Source organism: Rhodococcus aerolatus (assembly GCF_054783215.1).
Genome location: NZ_BAAGQZ010000046.1, coordinates 150,414 through 169,722, shown reverse-complemented (window position 1 = coordinate 169,722; position 19,309 = coordinate 150,414). Strand labels below are relative to the sequence as shown.

Below are 19,309 nucleotides of genomic sequence, written 5' to 3'. Positions count from 1 at the left end.
TCAGCCGCGCGGCGCGGCCGGTCCCGCGGCACCCGGTCCCGCGACGCCCGGTCCTGCTGCACCGGGCCCTGCTGCGGGTCCTGCCGCGCCGGTCCCTGCCGCCGGGCCACCGCGGGGTCCCGGCACGGTGACCGTCGGCCCGGTCCCGGACCGGGGGTCGGCCGCACCGCCCGGGGCCGGGGGCGTGGGGGCGCCGGGACCGTCCTGGGGCGACGTCCCCGACGACCCGGTCCCCGACGACCCGGCGCCGGACGAACCGGCGCCGGACGAACCGGTGCCCGTCGGGGCCCCGGCCGAGGTGCCCGTGCCCGCGGCGTCGCTGCTGCCCGTCACCGCACCCGAGCCCGCGTCGGCGGCCAACGCGATCCCACCGCTGACGGCCCCCGCCACGCCGAGGACGACGAGCCCGGTGACGAGGAGCCCGCGGCCACGCCGGGGCCGGCGCGGGGGCGCGGCGTCGGTGATGACGGGGAACTCGGCGGTGTCGTGGCGCCAGTCGCGGCCGTCGTCGTGCGGCGGGGGGCCGCTGCGACGCCAGGTGGTGCGGTCCAGCTGGGACCAGGCCTGCTCGCCGCGCGGGCGGGGCACGTGGGGGATGGGCACTCGGGGCTCCTCGGCGTCCGGCCCCGACCCGGTCGGTCGGCGCCGGCGTCCAGCGTGCCGAGCGAACCTGATCGGTCCCTGAAGACGCTCACCCCTGGCGCAGGTGGTCCCGGGCGGTGCGCGGGGTACGCCCGAGCAGCGTGCCCAGCAGCGGGTCCGTGCCGGCGAAGAACCCGCCCGCCGCGCCCTGGTACATCCCCAGCAGGAACCCGGCGCGCGGGTTGCCCGCCTCCTCCTGCGCGGCGAGCCACGCCTCGGGGCCCACCACGTCGAGCGCCACCGGACGGCCGGAGACCTCCCCGGCCACGTCCGCGAGCTCGGCGAAGGTGGGAGCCTCCGCCGCGGTGAGCGTCAGCGGCCCGTCGTGGTCGGGCTCGTCGAGCAGGAGCACGGCGGCGGCCTCGGCGGCGTCCTCTCGGGCGGTCCAGGACACCGGGCCGTCCGCGGGCACGGTGACGACACCCGTCTCCCGCCACGGGCCCAGCAGCCAGTCGACGCTGTGCAGGTAGAAGCCGTTGCGCAGCGCGGTCCACGACAGGCCGGACGCGGCCAGCAGCGCCTCGGTCGCCGCGTGGGTGCGCCCGGGGAGGAACGGGGTGTCCGGGGCCGCGCCCTGGTGGCTGGTGTAGAGCACGCGGCGCACCCCGGCGGCCACGGCGGCGTCGACCGCGGCCCGGTGCAGCGCGACGTGGTCCGCGGCCGGGTCGTTGGAGGAGACGAGCAGCAGCTGGTCGGCCCCGTCGAACGCGGCGGGCAGCGAGGCGGGGTCGGCGTAGTCGCCGCGGCGCACCGTCACGCCGCGGTCGGCGAGGTGCTGGGCCCTCGCGGGGTCGCGGGTGACGACGGTCAGCTCGCCGGACGGCACCCGCTCGAGGAGGTGCGCCGCGGTGGCGCCGTTGAGGGCCCCGGTGGCCCCGGTGATGGTGATCATGTCAGCTCCGGATCGTCGGAAACGTCGTGGTGGTTCCCACGATAACTCAACGGTACGGGTCGTGCGTTATCGTGGGAAACATGACCACTACCCGCGACGACACCCGGACGGCCATCGTCGAGCGGGCGGCGGCGCTGCTGGCCGAGCACGGCCCGGCCGGTGTCACCACCCGGGGGGTGGCCGCGGCCGCCGGGGTGCAGCCCCCGACGATCTACCGGCTGTTCGGCGACAAGGACGGACTGCTCGACGCCGTGGCTGAGCACGTCCTGGCCACGTTCGCGGCGGCCAAGGCCGTCTCCGCGGGGGAGGAGGCGGCCGCGAGCACCGACCCCGTGGCCGACCTGCGCGCCGGGTGGGACGCCTACGTCGACTTCGGGCTGGCCAACCCGACGCTGTTCACGCTGCTCACCGACCCGGTGCGGGCGTCGTCGTCGGCCGCCGCGCGGTCCGGGCTGGACGTGCTGGCCCGACGGGTGCACCGCCTCGCCCGCGCGGGCCTGCTGCGGGTCGACGAGGCGCGGGCCGTCGAGCTCGTGCACGCCGCGGGCACCGGGGCGGTGCTCACCCTGCTGGCGGCTCCGCCCGGTCGACGGGACCGCGGCCTGGCCGACGACCTGCGCGACGCGGTGCTGGCCCGGGTGCTGCACGACCTCCCCGGGCCGGCGACCTCGGACGCGGCCGCGGCCGCGGTGATGCTGCGGGCGCACGCCCCGGACCTGGCGGCGCTGAGCCCGGCCGAGCGCGCGCTGCTGCAGGAGTGGCTGGACCGGGTCACCGCCGGGGCCTGACCGGCGCGTCCCGGACACCGCAGAGTGCGCCCGGCGCGGCTCGGAGCGCCCCCGGACACCGCAGAGTGCGCCCGGCGCGGCGGGGAGCGCCCCCGGACACCGCAGAGTGCGCCCGGCGCGGGGAGCCGAGCCCGGCCGGACCGCACGATGTGGGCGAATCGCGCCCGGACGAGCCCGTGGACCGCGCGATCTGGGCGGAACGCGCTCGGACGAGCCCGTGGACCGCGCGATGTGGGCGGAACGCGCCGGGGCAGGGGTGTCAGTCGCCGAGGAACTGGGCGATCACCGCGGCGGAGTCGGCCGGCTCCTCGAGCAGGAACAGGTGCCCGCCGCCCTTGACCACGTGCAGGTGCGCCCGCGGGATGCGCCAGGCCAGGATGCGGCCGTTGGCCAGCGGCACGATGGGGTCGTCGTCGCCGTTCATCACCAGCGTGCGGTGGCGCACCCGGTGAAGCCACGGCAGCGACGACCAGCCGTTGATCGCGAACAGCTGGTGGAAGTAGCCGGCGTAGGACGGCGGGGCGGCGAACCGCTTCGCGTCCCCGTGCACGGGCGAGCCCTCCGCGGTGCGTGACCGCCCGCCGTACAGCGATCCCGCGACCTTCTTGAAGTACTCGGGGTCCCGGTAGCGCCGCGGGGTGCTCATCTTCAGCAGCACCTCGGGCGCGGCGGGCACCCCACCGACCCCGGGCATCGTCGCGGCCAGGACCAGCTTGCGCACCCGGTGCGGGGCCTGCCGGGCGAGCTGCTGTGCGATCGCGCCGCCGAGCGAGACCCCCAGCACGTCGACCTGCGCGTGGCCCAGCGCGGTGAGCACCCGCTGCACCACCCGCGCGATCGACGGCATGCGGTGCGGGAACGTCCACCCCGTCGAGTCGCCGCAGCCGGGGGCGTCGAAGGTGATGGTCTGGAACCCGCGGGGCACCAGCTCGCGCTCCAGCGGCTCCCACATCCGCCGGTTGCCGCCCAGGCCCATGATGAGCAGGAGCGGACGGCCCTCGCCACGCACCGAGACGGCGATGTCCAGGCCGTCCGCGTGCACCACCTGGTCCCTCGCGGGCGGGAAGGTGCTCGGGGCCGTCATGCCGGGAGCCTACGTCGCGAAGACGTAGGTCCCCGGGGCCGCGGCCAGCACCTCGTGCTTCGCCGAGCCCAGCTCGGTGGGCGCGGGCTTCTCCGGCCCGGAGCGGGTGGAGAGCCACTCGACGTAGTCCGTCCACCACGAGCCCGCGGTCTCGTCGACCTTGAGCACGTCCTGCGGGTCCTCGGGCATCTCGCCCTCGAGCACGCGGAAGCTCGCCTTCTTGTTCGTCGGCGGGTTGACCAGGGCGGCGATGTGGCCCGACGTCGACAGCGCGAAGCGGGTGGTGCCGCCGAGCATGTGCACGCTGGAGTAGCAGCTGTTCCACGGGCAGATGTGGTCGGCGATCCCGGCGATGACGTAGGAGTCCACGGTGGCCCGGGACAGGTCCACCGGCTCGCCCAGCACGGAGGCTGCCCCGGGGGTGACGAGGGCGTTGGTGACGCCGAGGTCGAGGAAGCCCGCGTGCAGCTCGGCCGTCATCCGGGTGGTGTCGGCGTTCCAGTAGAGGACGTCGAACGCCGGCGGCCGCTTGCCCAGCAGGTAGTTGTTGACCCAGTAGTTCCACACCAGGTCCCCGGGCCGCAGCCAGGCGAACACCGCGGCCAGCGACCGGCCGTCGAGGAACCCGTCGGCCCGGGACTTCGCCTTCGCCGCCTGCACCACCTCGTTGCTCATCACCGAGCTCATGAGCCCCGCCCGGGACTGGTCGAGCAGGGTGACGCCCATCGAGAACGCGGCGAGGCGGTCCTCCTGGTCGGTGGCCAGCAGGTAGCCCAGGGTCAGCGCGGAGATGATGCCGCCCGCGCACAGCGAGAAGATGACCGTCTTGTCGGTCTCGGCGATCTCCTCGACCGCGTCGAGAGCCTCGAGCACGGCGCGCACGTAGTCGTCGAGGCCCCAGGAGGCGTGCTTCTTCGACGGGTTGCGCCACGACATGAGGAAGACCTGCTGGCCGGACTGCACGAAGTGCTCGACCATGCTGCGGCCGGGGGCGAGGTCGGCCACGTAGTACTTGTTGATCGTCGGGGGCACCAGCAGCATCGGCGCGGTGCGGACGGTCTCGGTCTGCGGCGTGTACTGGATCAGCTCGAAGATCTCGGTGCGCAGCACCACCGCCCCGGGGGTGATGGCGAGGTCGGTGCCGACGTTGAACGCCGTCGGGTCGACCATGCTCGGCACGCGGGGCTTGACCGCCATGTCCTGGGCGAAGTTGCGCACCCCGCGGGCGTAGCTCTTGCCGCCGGTGTCCAGGCCCGCCTTGAGCGCGGCCGGGTTGAGCAGCGGGTTGTTCGACGGGCTCATCAGCTCGACGAGGTTGTCGGCGACGAACGTCAGCCGCTCGCGGTCCTTCCAGCCCAGCTTGGCGTCGACGACGAGGCCCTTGGCCGTCTCCCCGCCCACCAAGTAGCCCTGCATCACCCGGCGCAGCACGGGGTTCTCGCTCCACGCCTCCTCGGTGAAGCGGCGGTCCTTCTTGCCGGGGGAGACATCGGAGAACCCGACGGCGACCTTGGCCAGCTCCTTGGCCGTGCCGCCGGCGCGCTTGGCCACGGGCCCGGGCCGGGTGACCAGGCGGGCGGCGAGGCGGATCGCGGACATGCCGGGGTTGAAGCGGCGCAGCGGGGAGAACACGGCGTCGACGAGCATGGAGTCCAGCGGGGCCGCGACGTCGGCGTTCTCCTCACCCAGGCCGCGGTCGGGCGGCGCGGCCGGGGGCAGCCGGGGCCGCTTCTTCTTCGGTGCGGAGTCGGTGGGCGCGCTGGAGCCGTTCCGGCTCGACCGGGTGGTCTTCTTCTGCGGCGTGGTGGTCGCCATGGGTCCCCCAGGGATCTGTGATCTTGGTGCGCGTCACCCGAGGGTAGGCCGCTGTGGCGGCGGTCACGGTTCGGCGGCCGTACCGACCGGTAGGCCCGGTCCTACGATCGCCGCACCGACCGACGAGGGCAGGAGCCGCGGTGCGCGAGGACGTCACGTTCGACTCCCACGGGGTGCGCTGCGCCGCCTGGCTGTACCGGCCGGCGGGGGAGCGGCCGCCGGTCGTCGTCATGGCCCACGGCCTCGGCGGGGTGCGCACCATGCGGCTCGACGCGTTCGCCGAGCGGTTCACCGCCGCCGGGTACGCCTGCCTGGTGTTCGACTACCGCCACTTCGGCGACAGCGAGGGCGAGCCCCGCCGGCTCATCGACGTCGACCGCCAGCTCGACGACTACGCCGCCGCCCTCGCCTTCGCCCGCACCCTCGACGGCGTCGACCCCGACCGGGTGGTGCTGTGGGGGACGTCGTTCTCGGGCGGGCACGTGCTGCGGGTGGCGGCCCGCGACGGCGGGGTGGCCGCGGTGGTGTCGCAGTGCCCGTTCACCGACGGGCCGTCCTCGACGCGCGCGATGCCGGTGCGCGCGGCGCTCGGGGTGAGCGTGCTCGCGGCCCGGGACCTGGCCGCGGCCGCGCTGGGCCGCGATCCGGTGCGGGTGACGCTGGCCGCCGAGCCCGGGCACGTCGGGCTCATGGCCAGCCCGGACGCCCTGTCCGGCTACAGCGCGCTGGTGCCCGAGGGCGCGGAGCTGGGCAACGCGGTGGCCGCCCGGGTGGGGGCGCGGATCCCCACCTACTCCCCGGGGCGCTCGGCGGGTGACGTCACCTGCCCGCTGTTCGTCGCGGTGTGCGACCCGGACACCGTCGCCCCGTCGGGCCCCACGCTGCGCCACCTGGCCCGGGCCCCGCGGGCCACGGTGCGGCGGTACCCGCACGGGCACTTCGACATCTACGTCGGGGCGGCGTTCGAGGAGGTCGTCGCCGACGAGCTCGCCTTCCTGGCCGAGCACGTGCCCGTCTCCTAGCTGCCCGACACCCCGGGGCCGGAGTGGCGACCGGGGCAAGCGCCCGGCACGATGTCCGGCGGGTGGCGCGCTGGGCACCCACACGCACGGACCCCAGCGGACCTGCGAGGGTCAAGCAGTCGGCCAGCACCCACTGGGGCCTGCTTCTTCACCTGACGCGGTCCCCGGCGCGCCACCCGCCCCGGCCTGACGTCCCCACCCCGCCCCCGCGGTGATCATCAGGACCTCAGTGCGTCCCGGCGGCCCGGGTCCTGCGCTGGGGTCCTGATGATCACGCGCGCCGCCGCACCTGTGAACGGAACCTCGCGTCCTGGGTGCAGTAATCACACACGGGGGATGATGTTCTCCTCGCGGAGGCGGTCGACGAGGTCGAGGAACGTGCGCCGCGAGTCCTGGTGGTCGGCGAACCCGGCGTTGCGCGCCTTGGTCATGTCGGCGAACGTCTCGATGGGCCGGCCCAGGTCGGAGTCGGTGTGCCACCAGGACGCGAGCTCGCCGACGGTGGTCTCCCGCAGGCCGTGCTCGGCGACGACGCGGGCCCACACCTCCTCGGCGTCACCCATCCGGTCCTCGAGCGGGTCGGCGTGCCCGGGGTACTCGGCCGGCTCGACGCCGAGGGCCTCGGCCAGCACCGGCCACATCTGGCGCCACCGGAAGACGTCGCCGTTGACGGTGTTGAACGCCTCGTCCCGGGCCCCCGGCGCGGTCGCCGCCCACTCGAGCTGGCGGGCCAGCAGCCGGGCGTCGGTGACGTCGACGACCCCGCCCCACTGCTCGGGCGAGCCGGGGAACACGAACGGCCGCCCGGTCTCCCGGCAGATCGTGGCGTAGACGGCGAGGGTGACGCCCATGTTCATGGCGTTGCCCAGCGTCCAGCCGATCATGGTGTGGGCGCGGTGCACCGAGAAGGTGAACCCGTCGCGGGCGCCCAGCTCGGCGAGCACGTCCTCCTGGGCGTAGTAGAAGTTCGCCACGTCCAGCCGCGGCTGGGTCTCCCGGAACGGGGTCTCGCTGGGTGAGCTGGCGTATTCCTCGAACGGGCCGAGGTAGTGCTTGAGCCCGGTGACCAGCGCGGCGTGCTGCAGCGTGCCGGCCGGGCGCAGCGCGTCGAGGACGTTGCGCAGCATCCCGGAGTTGACGCGGATGTTCTCGGCCTCGGTGTCCTGGCGCAGCCACGAGCAGAAGAACAGGTGGGTGGGGGCGAGCCCGTCGAGCGCGGTGGCCAGCGCGTCGGGGTCGGTCAGGTCGGCGGCCACGTGGGTGACGAACGGCAGGTCGGCCGGGGGGCGGCGGGACAGGCCCAGGACGTCCCAGCCGGCGTCGTGCAGGCGCTGGGCCGTGTGGGAGCCGGAGATGCCGGTGACGCCGACGACGAGGGCGGTCTTCTTCTCGGGAGTGCTCACCCGCTGAGGCTACGGACCGACGTCGGGCGCGCTCGGCGGGCGGGCGGCGCCCGGGGTGGTTCGCCCGGTTCGTGGGCTTCCGTGGTCACGCAGCGTGAGAGACCGGGAGCCCGTGGTGCGGTCCGTTGGTTCGACCTGACAAACGGGGGATGATCTTGGTTGGCTGTGATCGGCACCGACCGAGTTGTGCACGACCGACGGCCGGGGTGCTGGTGGGGGTGCGTTCCCCGCGCGGTGACCGCGACGACCGAGGAGGACCGATGACGACCCTGCTGCACGACGGCACCCGTCCCACCGGGTGCGCCCGTCAGCTCACGTACCGTGACGCCGGGTCGGGGTTGCGGGTGGTGGTCCGGGCGCCCCAGGACGACCCGGCGGCGTGGTGGGACTACCTGACGGGGGCGGTGCGCAGCTACCGGCGCCACGGGGTCTCGGCCGTGCTGGACCTCGACGCGGTGGCCGACGGTGCCACCACGGCGCTGTTCTTCACCGTCCTCGACGACGACGACCGCGTGCTCGGCGGCATGCGGGCCCAGGGCCCCTACCGCGACGCCGACGAGTCGCACGCCGTCCTGGAGTGGGCGGGCGACGCCGGGCAGGACGAGGTGCGCGCCCGGGTGGCGGCCCGGCTCGCCGACGGCGTGGTCGAGGGCAAGACCGGCTGGGTGGCCGAGGGCGCCCCCCACCGCCGCGCCCTGGCGGGCTGCCTGGCCCGGGGCCCGGTGCACGCCGCCGCGCTGCTCGGCTCGCGCTGGGTGCTGGGCACCTCGGCCGAGCACACCCTGGCCATGTGGGCGTCCACCGGCGCGGTCGTCGAGCCCGGCATCGGGCCGGTGCCCTACCCGGACGAGCGCTACCGCACCCGGCTGCTGTTCTGGGACCGGTGGGCGGCCTGGCCGCAGGTCGGCCCCGAGCAGCGCCGCGCCCTGCGCACCGAGCACCGCGAGCTGGTGCGGTCGGTCTCCACGACCCGGCCGGAGCAGCGGCCCGTCGCGGTCGCGGCGTGAGCGCGGCCGGCTGCGCGCCCGTCGTCCTCGACCCGGCCGTCCCGGCCGACCGGGAGACCCTCGATGCGCTGCGCGCCGACGGGGACGTGGTCGTGCTCGACCACCGTGCGGCGCAGCGCGAGGAGCTGGCCGCCGTGGTGCCGACCCCGCCCGAGGCGCTGCTGGCCCACCCCGGGGTGTGGGTGCACTACCCGTGGCGCCGCACCCTCGTCGGGGTGCTCGGGGCGGAGGCGTTCCGGCTGCTGCGCCTGGACCGCAACCGCAACAAGATCACCGCCGCCGAGCAGGCGCGGCTCACCGGCCTGCGCATCGGCGTCGTCGGGCTCAGCGTCGGCCACGCCATCGCCCACACCCTGGCCCTGGAGGGGCTGTGCGGGGCGCTGCGGCTGGCCGACTTCGACACCCTGGAGCTGAGCAACCTCAACCGCATCCCCGCCTCGCTGCTGGACCTGGGCGAGAACAAGGCCGTCGTCGCCGCCCGCCGCATCGCCGAGCTCGACCCGTTCCTGGACGTGGCCGTGCTGCCCGAGGGGCTGACCCCGGACAACCTGGCCGGGTTCCTCGACGGGCTCGACGTGCTCGTGGAGGAGTGCGACTCCCTCGACGTCAAGGTGCTGCTGCGCCAGGGCGCCCGGGAGCGCGGCATCCCCGTGCTCATGCAGACCAGCGACCGGGGCCTGCTCGACGTGGAGCGCTTCGACCTCGAGCCCGGGCGCCCGCTGTTCCACGGCCTGCTCGGCGACCTCGACCCGGCGGCGCTGGCCGGCCTGGCGACCAAGGACAAGGTGCCGCACGTGCTGCGGATCCTCGACGCCCCGGCGCTGTCGGCGCGGATGGCCGCCTCGATGGCCGAGGTCGGCCGGACGCTGACCACGTGGCCGCAGCTGGGCGGGGACGTCACCCTCGGCGGGGCCTGCGTCGCCGCGGCCGTGCGCCGGCTGGGGACGGGCGCCCCGCTGGCGTCGGGCCGGGTGCGCATCGACCCCGACGACGCCCTCGACACCCTGGGCACCGAGGCCCCCGACACCCTCGACGCCGGGACGACCGCCGGCGGGACGACCGCCGCCGGGACCCCGGTCGCCCCGCTGAATGACGAGCCGTGGGACGCCCCCGGGGTGCACCCGGCCGCCGCGGCGGTCGTGGCGGCCGTGCGCCGGGCGCCGTCCGGCGGCAACGTCCAGCCCTGGCGGGTGGCCGCCGACGCCACCGGGGTGCACCTGCACCTCGCCCCCGAGCGGACCACGACCATGGACGTCGCGTTCCGCGGCAGCCACGTCGCGATCGGCGCCGCGCTGCACAACGCCCGGGTCGCCGCCGCGGCCGCGGGGGCACTGGGCCCGGTGTCGGTGTTCCCCGACCCGGCCGAGCCCACCCTCGTCGCGACCCTGTCGCTGAACGGCACCGCGGCCCCGCAGCCCGGGCCCGACGCGGCCGCGGCGCACGAGGCCGTGCTGGCCCGGGTGACCAACCGCAACCCCGGCAGCGGGCGCCCGCTCGACGACGCCGACCGCGACGCGCTGCGGTGCGCGGCGGCCGCCGAGGGCGGGCGGGTGCACCTCGTCGAGCCCGGCGCGGCGCTCGCGGAGGCGGCCGAGGTGCTCGCCGCCGCCGACCGGGCCCGCTACCTGACGAAAAGGCTGCACGCCGAGATGGTCGGCGAGCTGTCCTGGCCGGGCCGCGACCGGCTCGACGTGGGCATCGACGTCACCACCCTGGGCCTCGACGCGGCCGACCTCGCCGTCCTGGAGGTGGTGGCCCGCCCCGAGGTGGTGTCGCTGCTGGCCGGCTGGGAGGCGGGGCAGGCGCTCGGCGACGACACCCGCGACCGGGTCGCCGGGTGCTCCGCGCTGGCCGTGGTCACCGTGGACGGCGCCGCGCCGGCCGACTACGTGCGCGGCGGGGCAGCCGTGGAGGCGGTGTGGGTGCGCGCGCAGGCCCGGGGCCTGGGGGTGCAGCCCATCTCCCCGGTGTTCCTCTACGGCACCGGGTCCGCGGAGCTGGCCGAGCTCTCCGCACCGTTCGCCGACGAGCTGGCCGCGCTGCGCGCCCGGTTCGCGGCGCTGGCCGGGCTGGCCGCGGGGGAGTCGGTGGCGCTGGTGCTGCGGCTGAGCCACGACGCCGCCGCGGCCCCGGCCAGCGGGCGCCGTCCCGCGGCTGAGATCACCCTGACGCGGTGACCGGGTGCTCGCCTAGGTTGGGGGTCGTGCGACCAGACGGTTCCGAGGGGGACCCGGCCAACCTCGACGAGCTCGTGACCGTGGTGGCCACCGAGCTCATGGCGGTTGACAGCGCGACGCTGGCCTCCGTCGCGCGCTCGGTGCTGCGGACCCTGGTGGCGTACTTCGGCGTGGACCTGAGCTTCCTGCGGTTCCACGACCGCGAGCTGCGGGCGTCGGTGCTCGTCGCGGAGTGGCCGCCGCGGGAGCACGTGCCCGACCCGGACCCGCTCGGGGTCGTCCGCTTCGCCGACGCCGACCCCAGCTTCGCCGCCAGCGAGCACCTGGCGGACGTCCTCGTCATCCGCCCCGACCCGGCGTCGGCGGGCTACCAGCGCCGGGTCCGGGCGGCGTCGGGGGTGGAGTCGACGTCGGTGGCGACGGTCCCGCTGCGCTCGCACGGGGAGACCACGGGCACGCTCGGCTTCATCGGGTTCGGGGACCGGGGCTGGTCCGACGACGAGATCCGGGCGCTGCGCACCCTGGCCACGCTGCTGGCCCAGGTGCAGGCCCGGCTGCTGGCCGAGGACCGGCTGGTCCACCTCGCCCACCACGACGAGCTGACCGGGCTGCCCAACCGCCGCGCCCTGATGGCCCGGCTCGACGCCGAGCTCCGCGCCCCCGACGGCGCCGCCCGCGCGCTGCTGTTCGTCGACGTCGACCGGCTCAAGGCGATGAACGACCTGCTCGGCCACGCCGCGGGCGACCAGTTCATCACCGCGGTCGCGGCCCGGCTGCGCACCGTGGTCGGCGCGGACGACCTCATCGCCCGCCTCGGCGGGGACGAGTTCGTCGTCGCCGTGGCCGGGCCGTTCGACGCCGCCGCCACCGCCGCGCTGGCCGCCGCCATCCAGCGGGCGGTGGCCGAGCCGATCGTCCTGGCCGGGCAGGCGTTGAGCCGGACCGTCAGCGTCGGGGTCGCGGTGGCCCCCACGGGCGGGTCGGTGTCCGGGTGGCTGCGCGACGCCGACCAGGCCGTGCTGGCGGCGAAGTCGCGCGGCGGGAACGCGGTGGTGACGTTCACCGAGGTGATGCGCGCCCACGACTCGGTGCGCACCGCCGTGGAGGTGGCGCTGCCGGGGGCCATCCGGGACGGCTCGCTGCGGCTGCACTACCAGCCGGTGGTGGACCTGCGGACCCGGGAGGTCCTCGGCGTGGAGGCCCTGCTGCGCGGCACCTTCCCCGGGGTGGGGGTGGTCTCGCCGGAGCTGTTCGTCGGGGTGGCGGAGGCCACGAACCAGGCGGTCGAGCTGGGCACCTGGGTGCTCGACGAGGCCTGCCGCCAGCTCGCGGCGTGGCGGGCGGCCCAGCCCGGGGGACCCGCTGCGGCGCTGGGGGTCTCGGTGAACCTGTCGCCGGTGCAGCTCATCGGTGGGGACCTCGTCGACACCGTCGCCCGGGTGCTCGACACCCACGGCCTGGCCGGCGCCGACCTGACGCTGGAGGTCACCGAGCACGGCGTCGTCAGCGACGAGGCGGCCGCGCTGCTCACGCTGCGGGGCCTGCGCGGCCTGGGGGTCGCGGTGGCCATCGACGACTTCGGCACCGGGTACAGCTCGCTGTCCCAGCTCAAGGCGCTGCCGGTGACCGTGCTCAAGATCGACCAGGGCTTCGTGCGGGACCTCGGCACCAGCAGCGACGACCTCGCCATCGTGCGCTCCATCGTCGCGCTGGCCACCGCCTTCGGGCTCGACCTCGTGGCCGAGGGGGTGGAGAGCGAGGACGCGGCGACGATCCTGCGCGACCTGGGGTGCCGCCGCGCGCAGGGCTACCTCTACGCCGAGCCGCTCGCGCCGGACGCGCTGCTGCAGCTCATCGGCGGGGCCGCGGTCGGCTGACCCCGGGGCCGGGCTCAGGCCCGCGGGTCGCCCTCGGTGACGTCGACGACCTGCACGGCCACCGGGGGTGCGGCGTCGTCGCCGAGCACGTCGCGCAGCACCGCGGCGCACCGGTCGCGGACCTCGGCGACGAGGCCGCGCAGGTCCTGCCCGTAGGCCGCGACCACGTCGACGTCGAGGCCCGTGCAGCGGCCGGCGTCGTCGACGTGGACGTCCAGCGCGGACGGGGCGCCGCCGGCCACCGGGGCCAGTGCCCGCCGGACGAGCACGGCCAGCCCCTCGTCGCTGAGGGCGACGGTGTCGGTCACGCCGGCGGCGGTCCCCCCGGCGGCGCGCGGCCGTGGTCCGAGCCCGGCCGTGACCCAGGTGCTGCGGCGGGTCACCGAGCGCAGCGCGGTGACGACCGACTCGCTGACGTCCTGCCAGGTCGGTTCCTTCTCGGGGGCCTGCCGCAGCTCGGCCGTGGCGCGGGCCAGCAGGTCCGAGCCCTCGTCGGGCACGGTGTCGGACGTCGCGGTGTAGGACGTCGCGGTGTCGGGGGTCGCGGCGTCGCCGGGTCCTGTCCCACCCGTCGTGCCGTCCTCGCGTCCGGTCCCGTCCGGGGTGCTCACCGCCACCGCTCCAGCCTCTCGCTCAACGTGCGTCGTGCGCGGGTCAGCTGACCCCGCACCGCCTCCGGCCCGGACCCGGTGACCTCCGCGATCTCGGTGTAGGACAACCCCTCCACCTCGCGCAGCAGCCACACCGCGCGCTGCGACTCGGGCAGCCGGCCCAGCTCGGCCTCCAGCGCTGCGGCCAGGTCGGAGCCCGCCGCCCACGCCTCCGGGTCGTACCCCGGGCCGGCGGGGACCTGCTCGAGCGCGTCGTCGCCCACCTGCGCCAGCCGGCGGCGCCGCTGCCGGTCGACGACCTTGTGCGAGACGATGGAGAACAGCCAGGTCCGCAGGGCGGCGTCGCCCCGCCACCGGGCCAGCTGCTGCCAGGCGGCGACGAAGGCGTCCTGCACCACCTCCTGCGCGTCGGCGTCGTCGCGCAGGGAGCGCCGGGCGAAGCGGAACATGGCCTGGCCGTGCCGGCGCACGATGGCCTCGAAGGCGTCCCGGTCGGCCATCGCGGCCGCGCGGGCCAGCGCGGCGTCGCTGACGGGCGCGGCGTCGGGCTGGTCGTCGGGCACGGTGGTGCCCGGGTCCGGCTGCGCAGCCTGGAGCACCCCGCACCCCCACGTCGTCGTGGACCCGCCGCGAGCGGGACGCGGTGATGCTACGTCGGCCCGCCCTCGCGCCCGCGCCCGCGGCCGGACACACTGGGCGGGTGGACGAGCGCGACGGGACCGAGCCACCGGCGCGGGGACGCGGCGAGCGGTGGCGCGAGGTCGGCGGCTCCGTGGCCGGGTCGGTGGCCGAGGGCGTGGCCGGGGTGCAGCAGCAGGTCCGCGACGCGGTCCGGGCGGGGGCGGCGTCGCTGGGCGAGGACGACGCGGAGCTGGCCGCGCTCGGCGAGGCGGTGCTGGCCGTCCCCGGGGTGCTCGCGCTGCACCCGGGGGTGCTCGGCGACCTCGCGGCCCGGCTGCCGGGCCGCCGCGCGCCCGGGATCACCGCGACCGACGACGAGACCACCGTCCGCGTGGTGCTGGCCGACGACGCCCCCGTCCACGCCACCGCGACCGCGGTGCGCGACGTCGCCGCCGGGGTGTCGGACGCCCCGGTGCGCGTCGTGGTCGAGGACGTCCGCGCGGCGCGGTGAGGGCACCGGTGCCTGACGCCGCAGGGTTCCCGGCGTGCCGCTGCGGCGCCCCGTGGCACGGCCTGCCCGAGGGCGGCTGCCCGGGCGCGGGCGCGGAGGGTCCGCTGCCGGAACGGCCGGCTGCCGAGGACCTGTGGGCGCGCCTGGCCCGGCTGCGCGGGGCGGCGGCCGACGTGTGGGCGGCCCCGGACCTCGAGCTGTGACCCGCCGGCCGGACGTGACGACGGTCGAGGTCGTCGGCGGCGCCGAGCCGCTGCGGGTGGGGCTGCACGAGCACGACCCGCGGTGGGCGGAGGTGTACGCCGAGCACCGCCGCCGGATCCTCGACGCGCTGGCCGGGCACGCCGTGGCGGTCGAGCACATCGGCTCCACCTCGGTGCCCGGACTGGCGGCGAAGCCGATCGTCGACGTGGTGGTCGTGGTGGCGGACGTGACCGCGGAGGAGGACTACCTCGACGCGCTGCTCGCCGCGGGGTACGAGCTGCGGGTGCGCGAGCCGGGCCACCGGATGGTGCGCACCCCGGCCCGCGACGTCCACGTGCACGTCCTCGGCCGCGGCGACCCGGCCTTCGAGGAGTACCTGCTGCTGCGCGACCACCTGCGCACCGACGCCACCGACCGCGCCCGGTACGAGGACACCAAGCGGGACCTGATGCGCCGGCCGTGGGACGACATGAACGCCTACGCCGACGCCAAGACCGACGTGATAACCGAGATCAAGGCCCGGGCCCGGCGGAGGGTGTGAACGGAACCTCGCGTCCTGGGTGCAGAAATCACACACGGCCGCGGGTCAGGGGGCGGGGGTAGCCGGCCCGTCCGGAGCCGTGGTCGGCGGCTCCGTGGTGGACGGCTGCGTGGTCGGCGGCACCGTGGTCGTCGGCTGCGTGGTAGTCGGCACCGTGGTGGAGGTGCTCGCCGCGGTCCCCGCTCGGGCCGCGCCGGTGGTCGGGGCGACCGACGTGGTCGGGGCGGCCGGGGTGACGAGCAGACCCGTGACGGCGAGGTCGTCCAGCGGTGTCGCGTCCGGCACGGTGCCCCGGGCGAGCGCCCCGAGCACGGCCAGCCCGGCCCGGGGCTCGATGCGCACCGTGAAGGTCGCCGACTGCCCCGCCGCCACGTTCGGCGACGTCCAGGTCAGCACGCTCGTCCCGAGCGGGCCGCCGGTGCGGGTGGCCCCGCCGGTGTCGGTCACCGGGGCGCTCGTCAGGAGCCGGGTCGTCACCGGCCCGGAGTCCCGGGACCCGGTGTTGCGCACCGTCACCGTGACGTCCTGCGGTCCGGCCGGTCGCACCCCGCTGCTGGGGGTGAGGGTGACCCGCAGGTCGGACGACCCGGTCGCCCCGACCTGGTAGGTCTGAGTGACCGGTGGGGCTGCGGTGCGGGTCGCGTCACCCGGCTGGGTGGCCGTGACCGTGCAGGCCCCGGTGCCCGACAGGGTCACCGTGGCGGTGCCCTGTCCGGTCGCGGTGACCGTGCACGGCCCGGACCCGGCGAAGGTGACCGGGAGTCCGGAGGTGGCCGTCGCGGCCAGCGGGTACGCCACCCCGGTGGTCGGCGCCCCCGGCGGGGTGGTGGTGATCGTGATCGTCTGCGGCGCGGCGCCCACCGCCACCGTCTGCGTCACCCCGGGCGCGGCGGTGTAGCTGCTGTCGCCGGCCTGGTCGGCGGTGACCACGCAGTCGCCGACCCCGGTGAAGGTCACCGTCGTGCCGGCGACCGTGCACACCGCCGGGGTGGTGGTTCCCAGCACCACCGGTGCGCTGGACGGGCCCGCCGCCACCGCCGGGGTGTAGGTCTGGCTGACGACGGCCCCGGTCGGCGGGGTGGAGGTGATCGTCACCGCCTGGCTGCCCTGGCCGACGACGACGTCCTGGGTCACCTGGGGTGCCGCGGTGACGTCGGTGTCACCGGCCTGGTCGGCGGTGACCGTGCAGGTGCCCGCCGCGACGAAGCTGACCGTCGCCCCGGTCACCGTGCACACCGTCGGGGTGGTCGTGCCCAGCACCACCGGCGCGGTCGAGGCACCCGCGAGCACGCCCGGTGCGTACGGGGCGCCCCCGACCACCGCGTCGCTCGGCGGGCTCGAGAAGAACGAGATCGTCTGGCTGCCCCGTCCGACGGGGACGGTCTGGGTGACCTGGGCGGCGGCGCTGACGTTGCTGTCACCGGCCTGGTCGGCGGTGACGACGCAGTCCCCGGCGCCGGTGAACCGCACCGTGGTCCCGTCGGCGGTGCACGTGGTGGGCGTGGCGGTGCCCACGACCAGCGCGGCGCTGGAGAGCCCACCGGTCACCGAGGGTGCGTAGGTTTGGCCGACGGTCGCCCCGCCGGGGACCTCGGAGGCGAAGGAGAGCGTCTGGGTGCCGCGGCCGACGACGAAGGACTGGAACGACCGGGGCGCGGCGGCGACGGTGCTGGTGCCGGCCTGGTCCGCGGTGAGGGTGCACACCCCGGCGCCCACGAGGCGGGCGGTGCCGCCGCTGACGGTGCACGTCAGCGGGGTGGTGGTCCCGAGCACGACGGGCTGGCCGGAGGAGCCGCCGGACGTGGTCGGGGTGTACTGCTCTCCCACGACCGCGCCCGAGGGCGGGGTGCTGGTGAAGCTCACCGCCTGCTGCGTGCCGACCGGGAACGACTGGGAGACGACCGGCGACGGGGAGTAGTAGTAGTCGTCGGTCGGCTCCTGGGCGGTGACGACGCACGTGCCCGGGCCGGTGGCGGTCACCGTCGCCGACGTGGTGGCGTTGCCGGCACCGCTGGGCGGGGTGCGGACCACGGAGCACCCCGAGCTGCCGGGCCCGGTGCCGAACGTCGCGAGCCGCCGCGAGTCGACGGCCACGACGGCGGTGTAGGTCTGCCCCACCGCCAGGGCGGTCGGCGGGGTGCTGCGGAACCCGATGGACTGGGGCGTGGCGGCGATGAAGAACTCCTGGGTGGCCGACGCGGCCAGGTAGCCGCGCCCGGCGGCCTGGGTGGCGACGATCCGGCACGGTCCGCCCGCGAAGATCGCGACCTGGTCGTTCGGCAGCTGCTGCTGCCCGCAGCTGCCGAAGCCCTCGTCGTCGACCCCGAACACCACGGGGTTGCCGGACCCCCCGCCCACCGCGGACACCGTGTAGATCGTCCCCGGCCGCGGCTGCTCCGGTGGCGTGGAGGTGAAGGTGATGACCTGCTGGACGGGTGGGGTCCCGTCCGCCACCACGAAGGACTGCTGCACCCGGGCCGCGGGGAGGAACAGCGCCGACCCGGCCTGGTCGGCGTCGAGCACGCACGTGCCGGCGGCCAGGAAGCTGACGGTGCGGCTGGTCTGGTCCAGTGCGCACACCCCGGTGGCCGACGGGTCGACGGTGAGGGCCACCGGGAGGCCGGAGGTCGCGGACGCGGTGACGGCGTAGGGGTCGCCGTAGGCGGCCGGCGCGCCGGGGGTGCTGGTGAACGACACCGTCTGCTGGCTGACCACCTGCTGGGTGAACCGGCCGAACGAGGGCAGCACCGCGGTGCCGGGGGTGGGGTCGTCGGGCCGGGAGTAGCCGAAGAAGTACGCCCGGACGATGTGGTCGCCCCCGGTGAGGCTGGGCACGGTCACGCTGGCCGTCACCCGGCCGTCCGCGCCGAGCACCACGGGGACGTCGCCGAGCGGGGTGCCACCGGCCTGGGGGTCGCTGCCCTGGTCGCTGAAGCTGACGTGCCCGCCGGAGAGGAACCGGGTGCCGAACGGGTTCGGCGTCGACACCGTCGCGGTGAGGGTGACGGGCTGGCCGGGCGGGGCGATGGCGGACGAGGAGGTCACGGTGGTGCTCGAGGCCCAGCGGGCGAACAGCTGCACGTCCCCGACCGTCGTCGAGCCGGGCCCGGTCAGGTCGAACGTGGCCCCCACCGGGTAGCTGCTGCCCCCACCCCCGCCGCCGGACCCGGCTCCGGCCAGCGGACCGGAGGAGTCGGAGGCGATGCTGAAGCCGTGCGAGGCGCCCCCGCCGCCCCCGCCGTAGTACCCGCCGCCCCCGCCCCCGCCGGCCGTCACTCCCGTGCCGAGAGGTGCGGTGGGGCCGCGTCCGCCCTGGCCCCCGGTCGGCCCGGCACCGCTCTCGCCGGCGTCGCCCCGGGTGGTGCAGAAGCAGGTGGGGTCGGGCACGGTTCCGCCGGCCCCGCCTGTGCCGCCGGCGCTCTGCCCGCCGGGCTGCCCGCCGCGACCGGCCTGGCTGCTGCCGCTCCCGCTGCCGTCGTTGCCGCGCGCGTCGGCGTTCCCGCCGGTGCCCCCGGGCCCGCGCCAGTCCGCGTCGCCGCCGCCCCCACCGCCGCCGGCCGCCGCGATGAGGTTGTCGGCCCCGCAGTCGGCGTTCACGCCGTAGGCGAGCCACGCCGACTGACCGCCGTTGCCGGGCTGGTCCTTCTCCTCCTGCAGGGGGTTGTAGATGCTGCCGACGTACGGGCCGCCCGCGTTGCTCCCGGTGTAGAGCCGCTGCCCCGGGGCGACCGGGATCTCGTCGACCTCGACGACGGCGCCCCGACCGCCGGCGCCGCCGCCGTGACCGTTCTGCGAGCGCCCGTCCCGGCCCGCGCCGCCGCGGACGACGGCGTCGACCTGCGTCACCCCCGGGGGGATGACGTAGCCGAAGCAGGGGGCCGCGCCGGTCGGGATGAGGATGCCGGTCGAGGTCAGGGCACCGTCGGGGGAGACGACGACAGGCGGGGGCGAGTCCGCCGCCGCGGTCCCCGGCGACCCGGCCACCCCGAGGCCGACGCCCACCAGCGCCAGGCTCAGGGCCGCACCCGCGGCCCTGGTCGCCCGGCGCACACCACGAGAACCGGCACCGCCCACGACGAACCCCCGACTCGAGCGTCGACCGCCCGGTGGGGCA

16 protein-coding genes are annotated in these 19,309 nt (G+C 76.3%); 8 read left to right on the top strand and 8 right to left on the bottom strand.

The window, feature by feature from the left end; genetic code table 11:
- Positions 1-603, bottom strand: coding sequence for a hypothetical protein (locus tag ACYVOF_RS17640; RefSeq protein ID WP_460868787.1), 603 nt, complete (start codon positions 601-603; stop codon positions 1-3).
- An 88-nt stretch (positions 604-691) separates the two neighbouring features.
- Positions 692-1,534 carry an NmrA family NAD(P)-binding protein gene (locus tag ACYVOF_RS17635; protein WP_460868785.1) on the bottom strand — a complete coding sequence of 281 codons (843 nt, stop codon included), beginning with the start codon at positions 1,532-1,534 and terminating at the stop codon, positions 692-694.
- 80 nt (positions 1,535-1,614) lie between these two features.
- On the opposite strand from ACYVOF_RS17635, the gene ACYVOF_RS17630 reads away from it, so the two are divergent.
- Positions 1,615-2,322, top strand: coding sequence for a TetR/AcrR family transcriptional regulator (locus tag ACYVOF_RS17630; RefSeq protein WP_460868783.1), 708 nt, complete (start codon positions 1,615-1,617; stop codon positions 2,320-2,322).
- Positions 2,323-2,581: 259 nt separating this feature from the next.
- Here ACYVOF_RS17630 and ACYVOF_RS17625 read toward each other — a convergent pair whose 3' ends face one another.
- Together ACYVOF_RS17625 and ACYVOF_RS17620 are read right to left on the bottom strand one after the other, a co-directional pair.
- Complete coding sequence (locus ACYVOF_RS17625) at positions 2,582-3,406, bottom strand: alpha/beta fold hydrolase (RefSeq protein WP_460868781.1); 825 nt, start codon at positions 3,404-3,406, stop codon at positions 2,582-2,584.
- 9 nt (positions 3,407-3,415) lie between these two features.
- Positions 3,416-5,053 carry a PHA/PHB synthase family protein gene (locus tag ACYVOF_RS17620; RefSeq protein ID WP_460868977.1) on the bottom strand — a complete coding sequence of 546 codons (1,638 nt, stop codon included), beginning with the start codon at positions 5,051-5,053 and terminating at the stop codon, positions 3,416-3,418.
- 308 nt (positions 5,054-5,361) lie between these two features.
- Between ACYVOF_RS17620 and ACYVOF_RS17615 the strand changes: the two genes are divergently transcribed.
- Entirely contained in the window at positions 5,362-6,243 is an 882-nt protein-coding gene (locus tag ACYVOF_RS17615) for an alpha/beta hydrolase (RefSeq protein WP_460868779.1), read from the top strand.
- A 323-nt stretch (positions 6,244-6,566) separates the two neighbouring features.
- Here ACYVOF_RS17615 and ACYVOF_RS17610 read toward each other — a convergent pair whose 3' ends face one another.
- Positions 6,567-7,646 (bottom strand): SDR family oxidoreductase, encoded by a 1,080-nt coding sequence (locus ACYVOF_RS17610; protein ID WP_460868777.1) that lies wholly within the window; start codon positions 7,644-7,646, stop codon positions 6,567-6,569.
- 260 nt (positions 7,647-7,906) lie between these two features.
- On the opposite strand from ACYVOF_RS17610, the gene ACYVOF_RS17605 reads away from it, so the two are divergent.
- From ACYVOF_RS17605 to ACYVOF_RS17595, 3 genes are read left to right on the top strand one after another with little or no spacing between them, the layout of a single operon-like run.
- Positions 7,907-8,653, top strand: a complete 747-nt coding sequence (locus ACYVOF_RS17605) for a hypothetical protein (RefSeq protein ID WP_460868775.1) — start codon at positions 7,907-7,909, stop codon at positions 8,651-8,653.
- Positions 8,650-10,830 carry an Rv1355c family protein gene (locus ACYVOF_RS17600; RefSeq protein WP_460868773.1) on the top strand — a complete coding sequence of 727 codons (2,181 nt, stop codon included), beginning with the start codon at positions 8,650-8,652 and terminating at the stop codon, positions 10,828-10,830. The genes ACYVOF_RS17605 and ACYVOF_RS17600 overlap by 4 nt, the downstream gene beginning before the upstream one ends.
- 26 nt (positions 10,831-10,856) lie before the next feature.
- Positions 10,857-12,707, top strand: coding sequence for a putative bifunctional diguanylate cyclase/phosphodiesterase (locus ACYVOF_RS17595; protein WP_460868771.1), 1,851 nt, complete (start codon positions 10,857-10,859; stop codon positions 12,705-12,707).
- 14 nt (positions 12,708-12,721) lie between these two features.
- Here the strand turns inward: ACYVOF_RS17595 and ACYVOF_RS17590 are convergent, their stop codons facing one another.
- On the bottom strand, positions 12,722-13,318 hold the full coding sequence (locus ACYVOF_RS17590) for a hypothetical protein (protein ID WP_460868769.1): 597 nt from the start codon (positions 13,316-13,318) through the stop codon (positions 12,722-12,724).
- Positions 13,315-13,917, bottom strand: coding sequence for an RNA polymerase sigma factor (locus ACYVOF_RS17585; protein ID WP_460868767.1), 603 nt, complete (start codon positions 13,915-13,917; stop codon positions 13,315-13,317). The genes ACYVOF_RS17590 and ACYVOF_RS17585 overlap by 4 nt, the downstream gene beginning before the upstream one ends.
- Before the next feature lie 101 nt (positions 13,918-14,018).
- On the opposite strand from ACYVOF_RS17585, the gene ACYVOF_RS17580 reads away from it, so the two are divergent.
- The 3 genes from ACYVOF_RS17580 to ACYVOF_RS17570 are packed head-to-tail and all read left to right on the top strand — an operon-like array spanning position 14,019 to position 15,195.
- Entirely contained in the window at positions 14,019-14,450 is a 432-nt protein-coding gene (locus ACYVOF_RS17580; RefSeq protein ID WP_460868765.1) for a hypothetical protein, read from the top strand.
- An 8-nt stretch (positions 14,451-14,458) separates the two neighbouring features.
- Positions 14,459-14,653, top strand: a complete 195-nt coding sequence (locus ACYVOF_RS17575; protein ID WP_460868763.1) for a hypothetical protein — start codon at positions 14,459-14,461, stop codon at positions 14,651-14,653.
- A 14-nt stretch (positions 14,654-14,667) separates the two neighbouring features.
- Positions 14,668-15,195, top strand: a complete 528-nt coding sequence (locus ACYVOF_RS17570) for a GrpB family protein (protein ID WP_460868761.1) — start codon at positions 14,668-14,670, stop codon at positions 15,193-15,195.
- Positions 15,196-15,240: 45 nt separating this feature from the next.
- On the opposite strand, the gene ACYVOF_RS17565 is transcribed toward ACYVOF_RS17570, so the two are convergent.
- Entirely contained in the window at positions 15,241-19,245 is a 4,005-nt protein-coding gene (locus ACYVOF_RS17565) for a hypothetical protein (RefSeq protein WP_460868759.1), read from the bottom strand.
- Positions 19,246-19,309 lie beyond the last annotated feature (64 nt).

Bases quoted from the DNA above. Each gene is read 5' to 3' on its own strand.
- ACYVOF_RS17635 (WP_460868785.1), bottom strand. From the start codon at position 1,534: ATGATCACCATCACCGGGGCCACCGGGGCCCTCAACGGCGCCACCGCG.
- ACYVOF_RS17630 (WP_460868783.1), top strand. From the start codon at position 1,615: ATGACCACTACCCGCGACGACACCCGGACGGCCATCGTCGAGCGGGCG.
- ACYVOF_RS17625 (WP_460868781.1), bottom strand. From the start codon at position 3,406: ATGACGGCCCCGAGCACCTTCCCGCCCGCGAGGGACCAGGTGGTGCAC.
- ACYVOF_RS17620 (WP_460868977.1), bottom strand. From the start codon at position 5,053: ATGCTCGTCGACGCCGTGTTCTCCCCGCTGCGCCGCTTCAACCCCGGC.
- ACYVOF_RS17605 (WP_460868775.1), top strand. From the start codon at position 7,907: ATGACGACCCTGCTGCACGACGGCACCCGTCCCACCGGGTGCGCCCGT.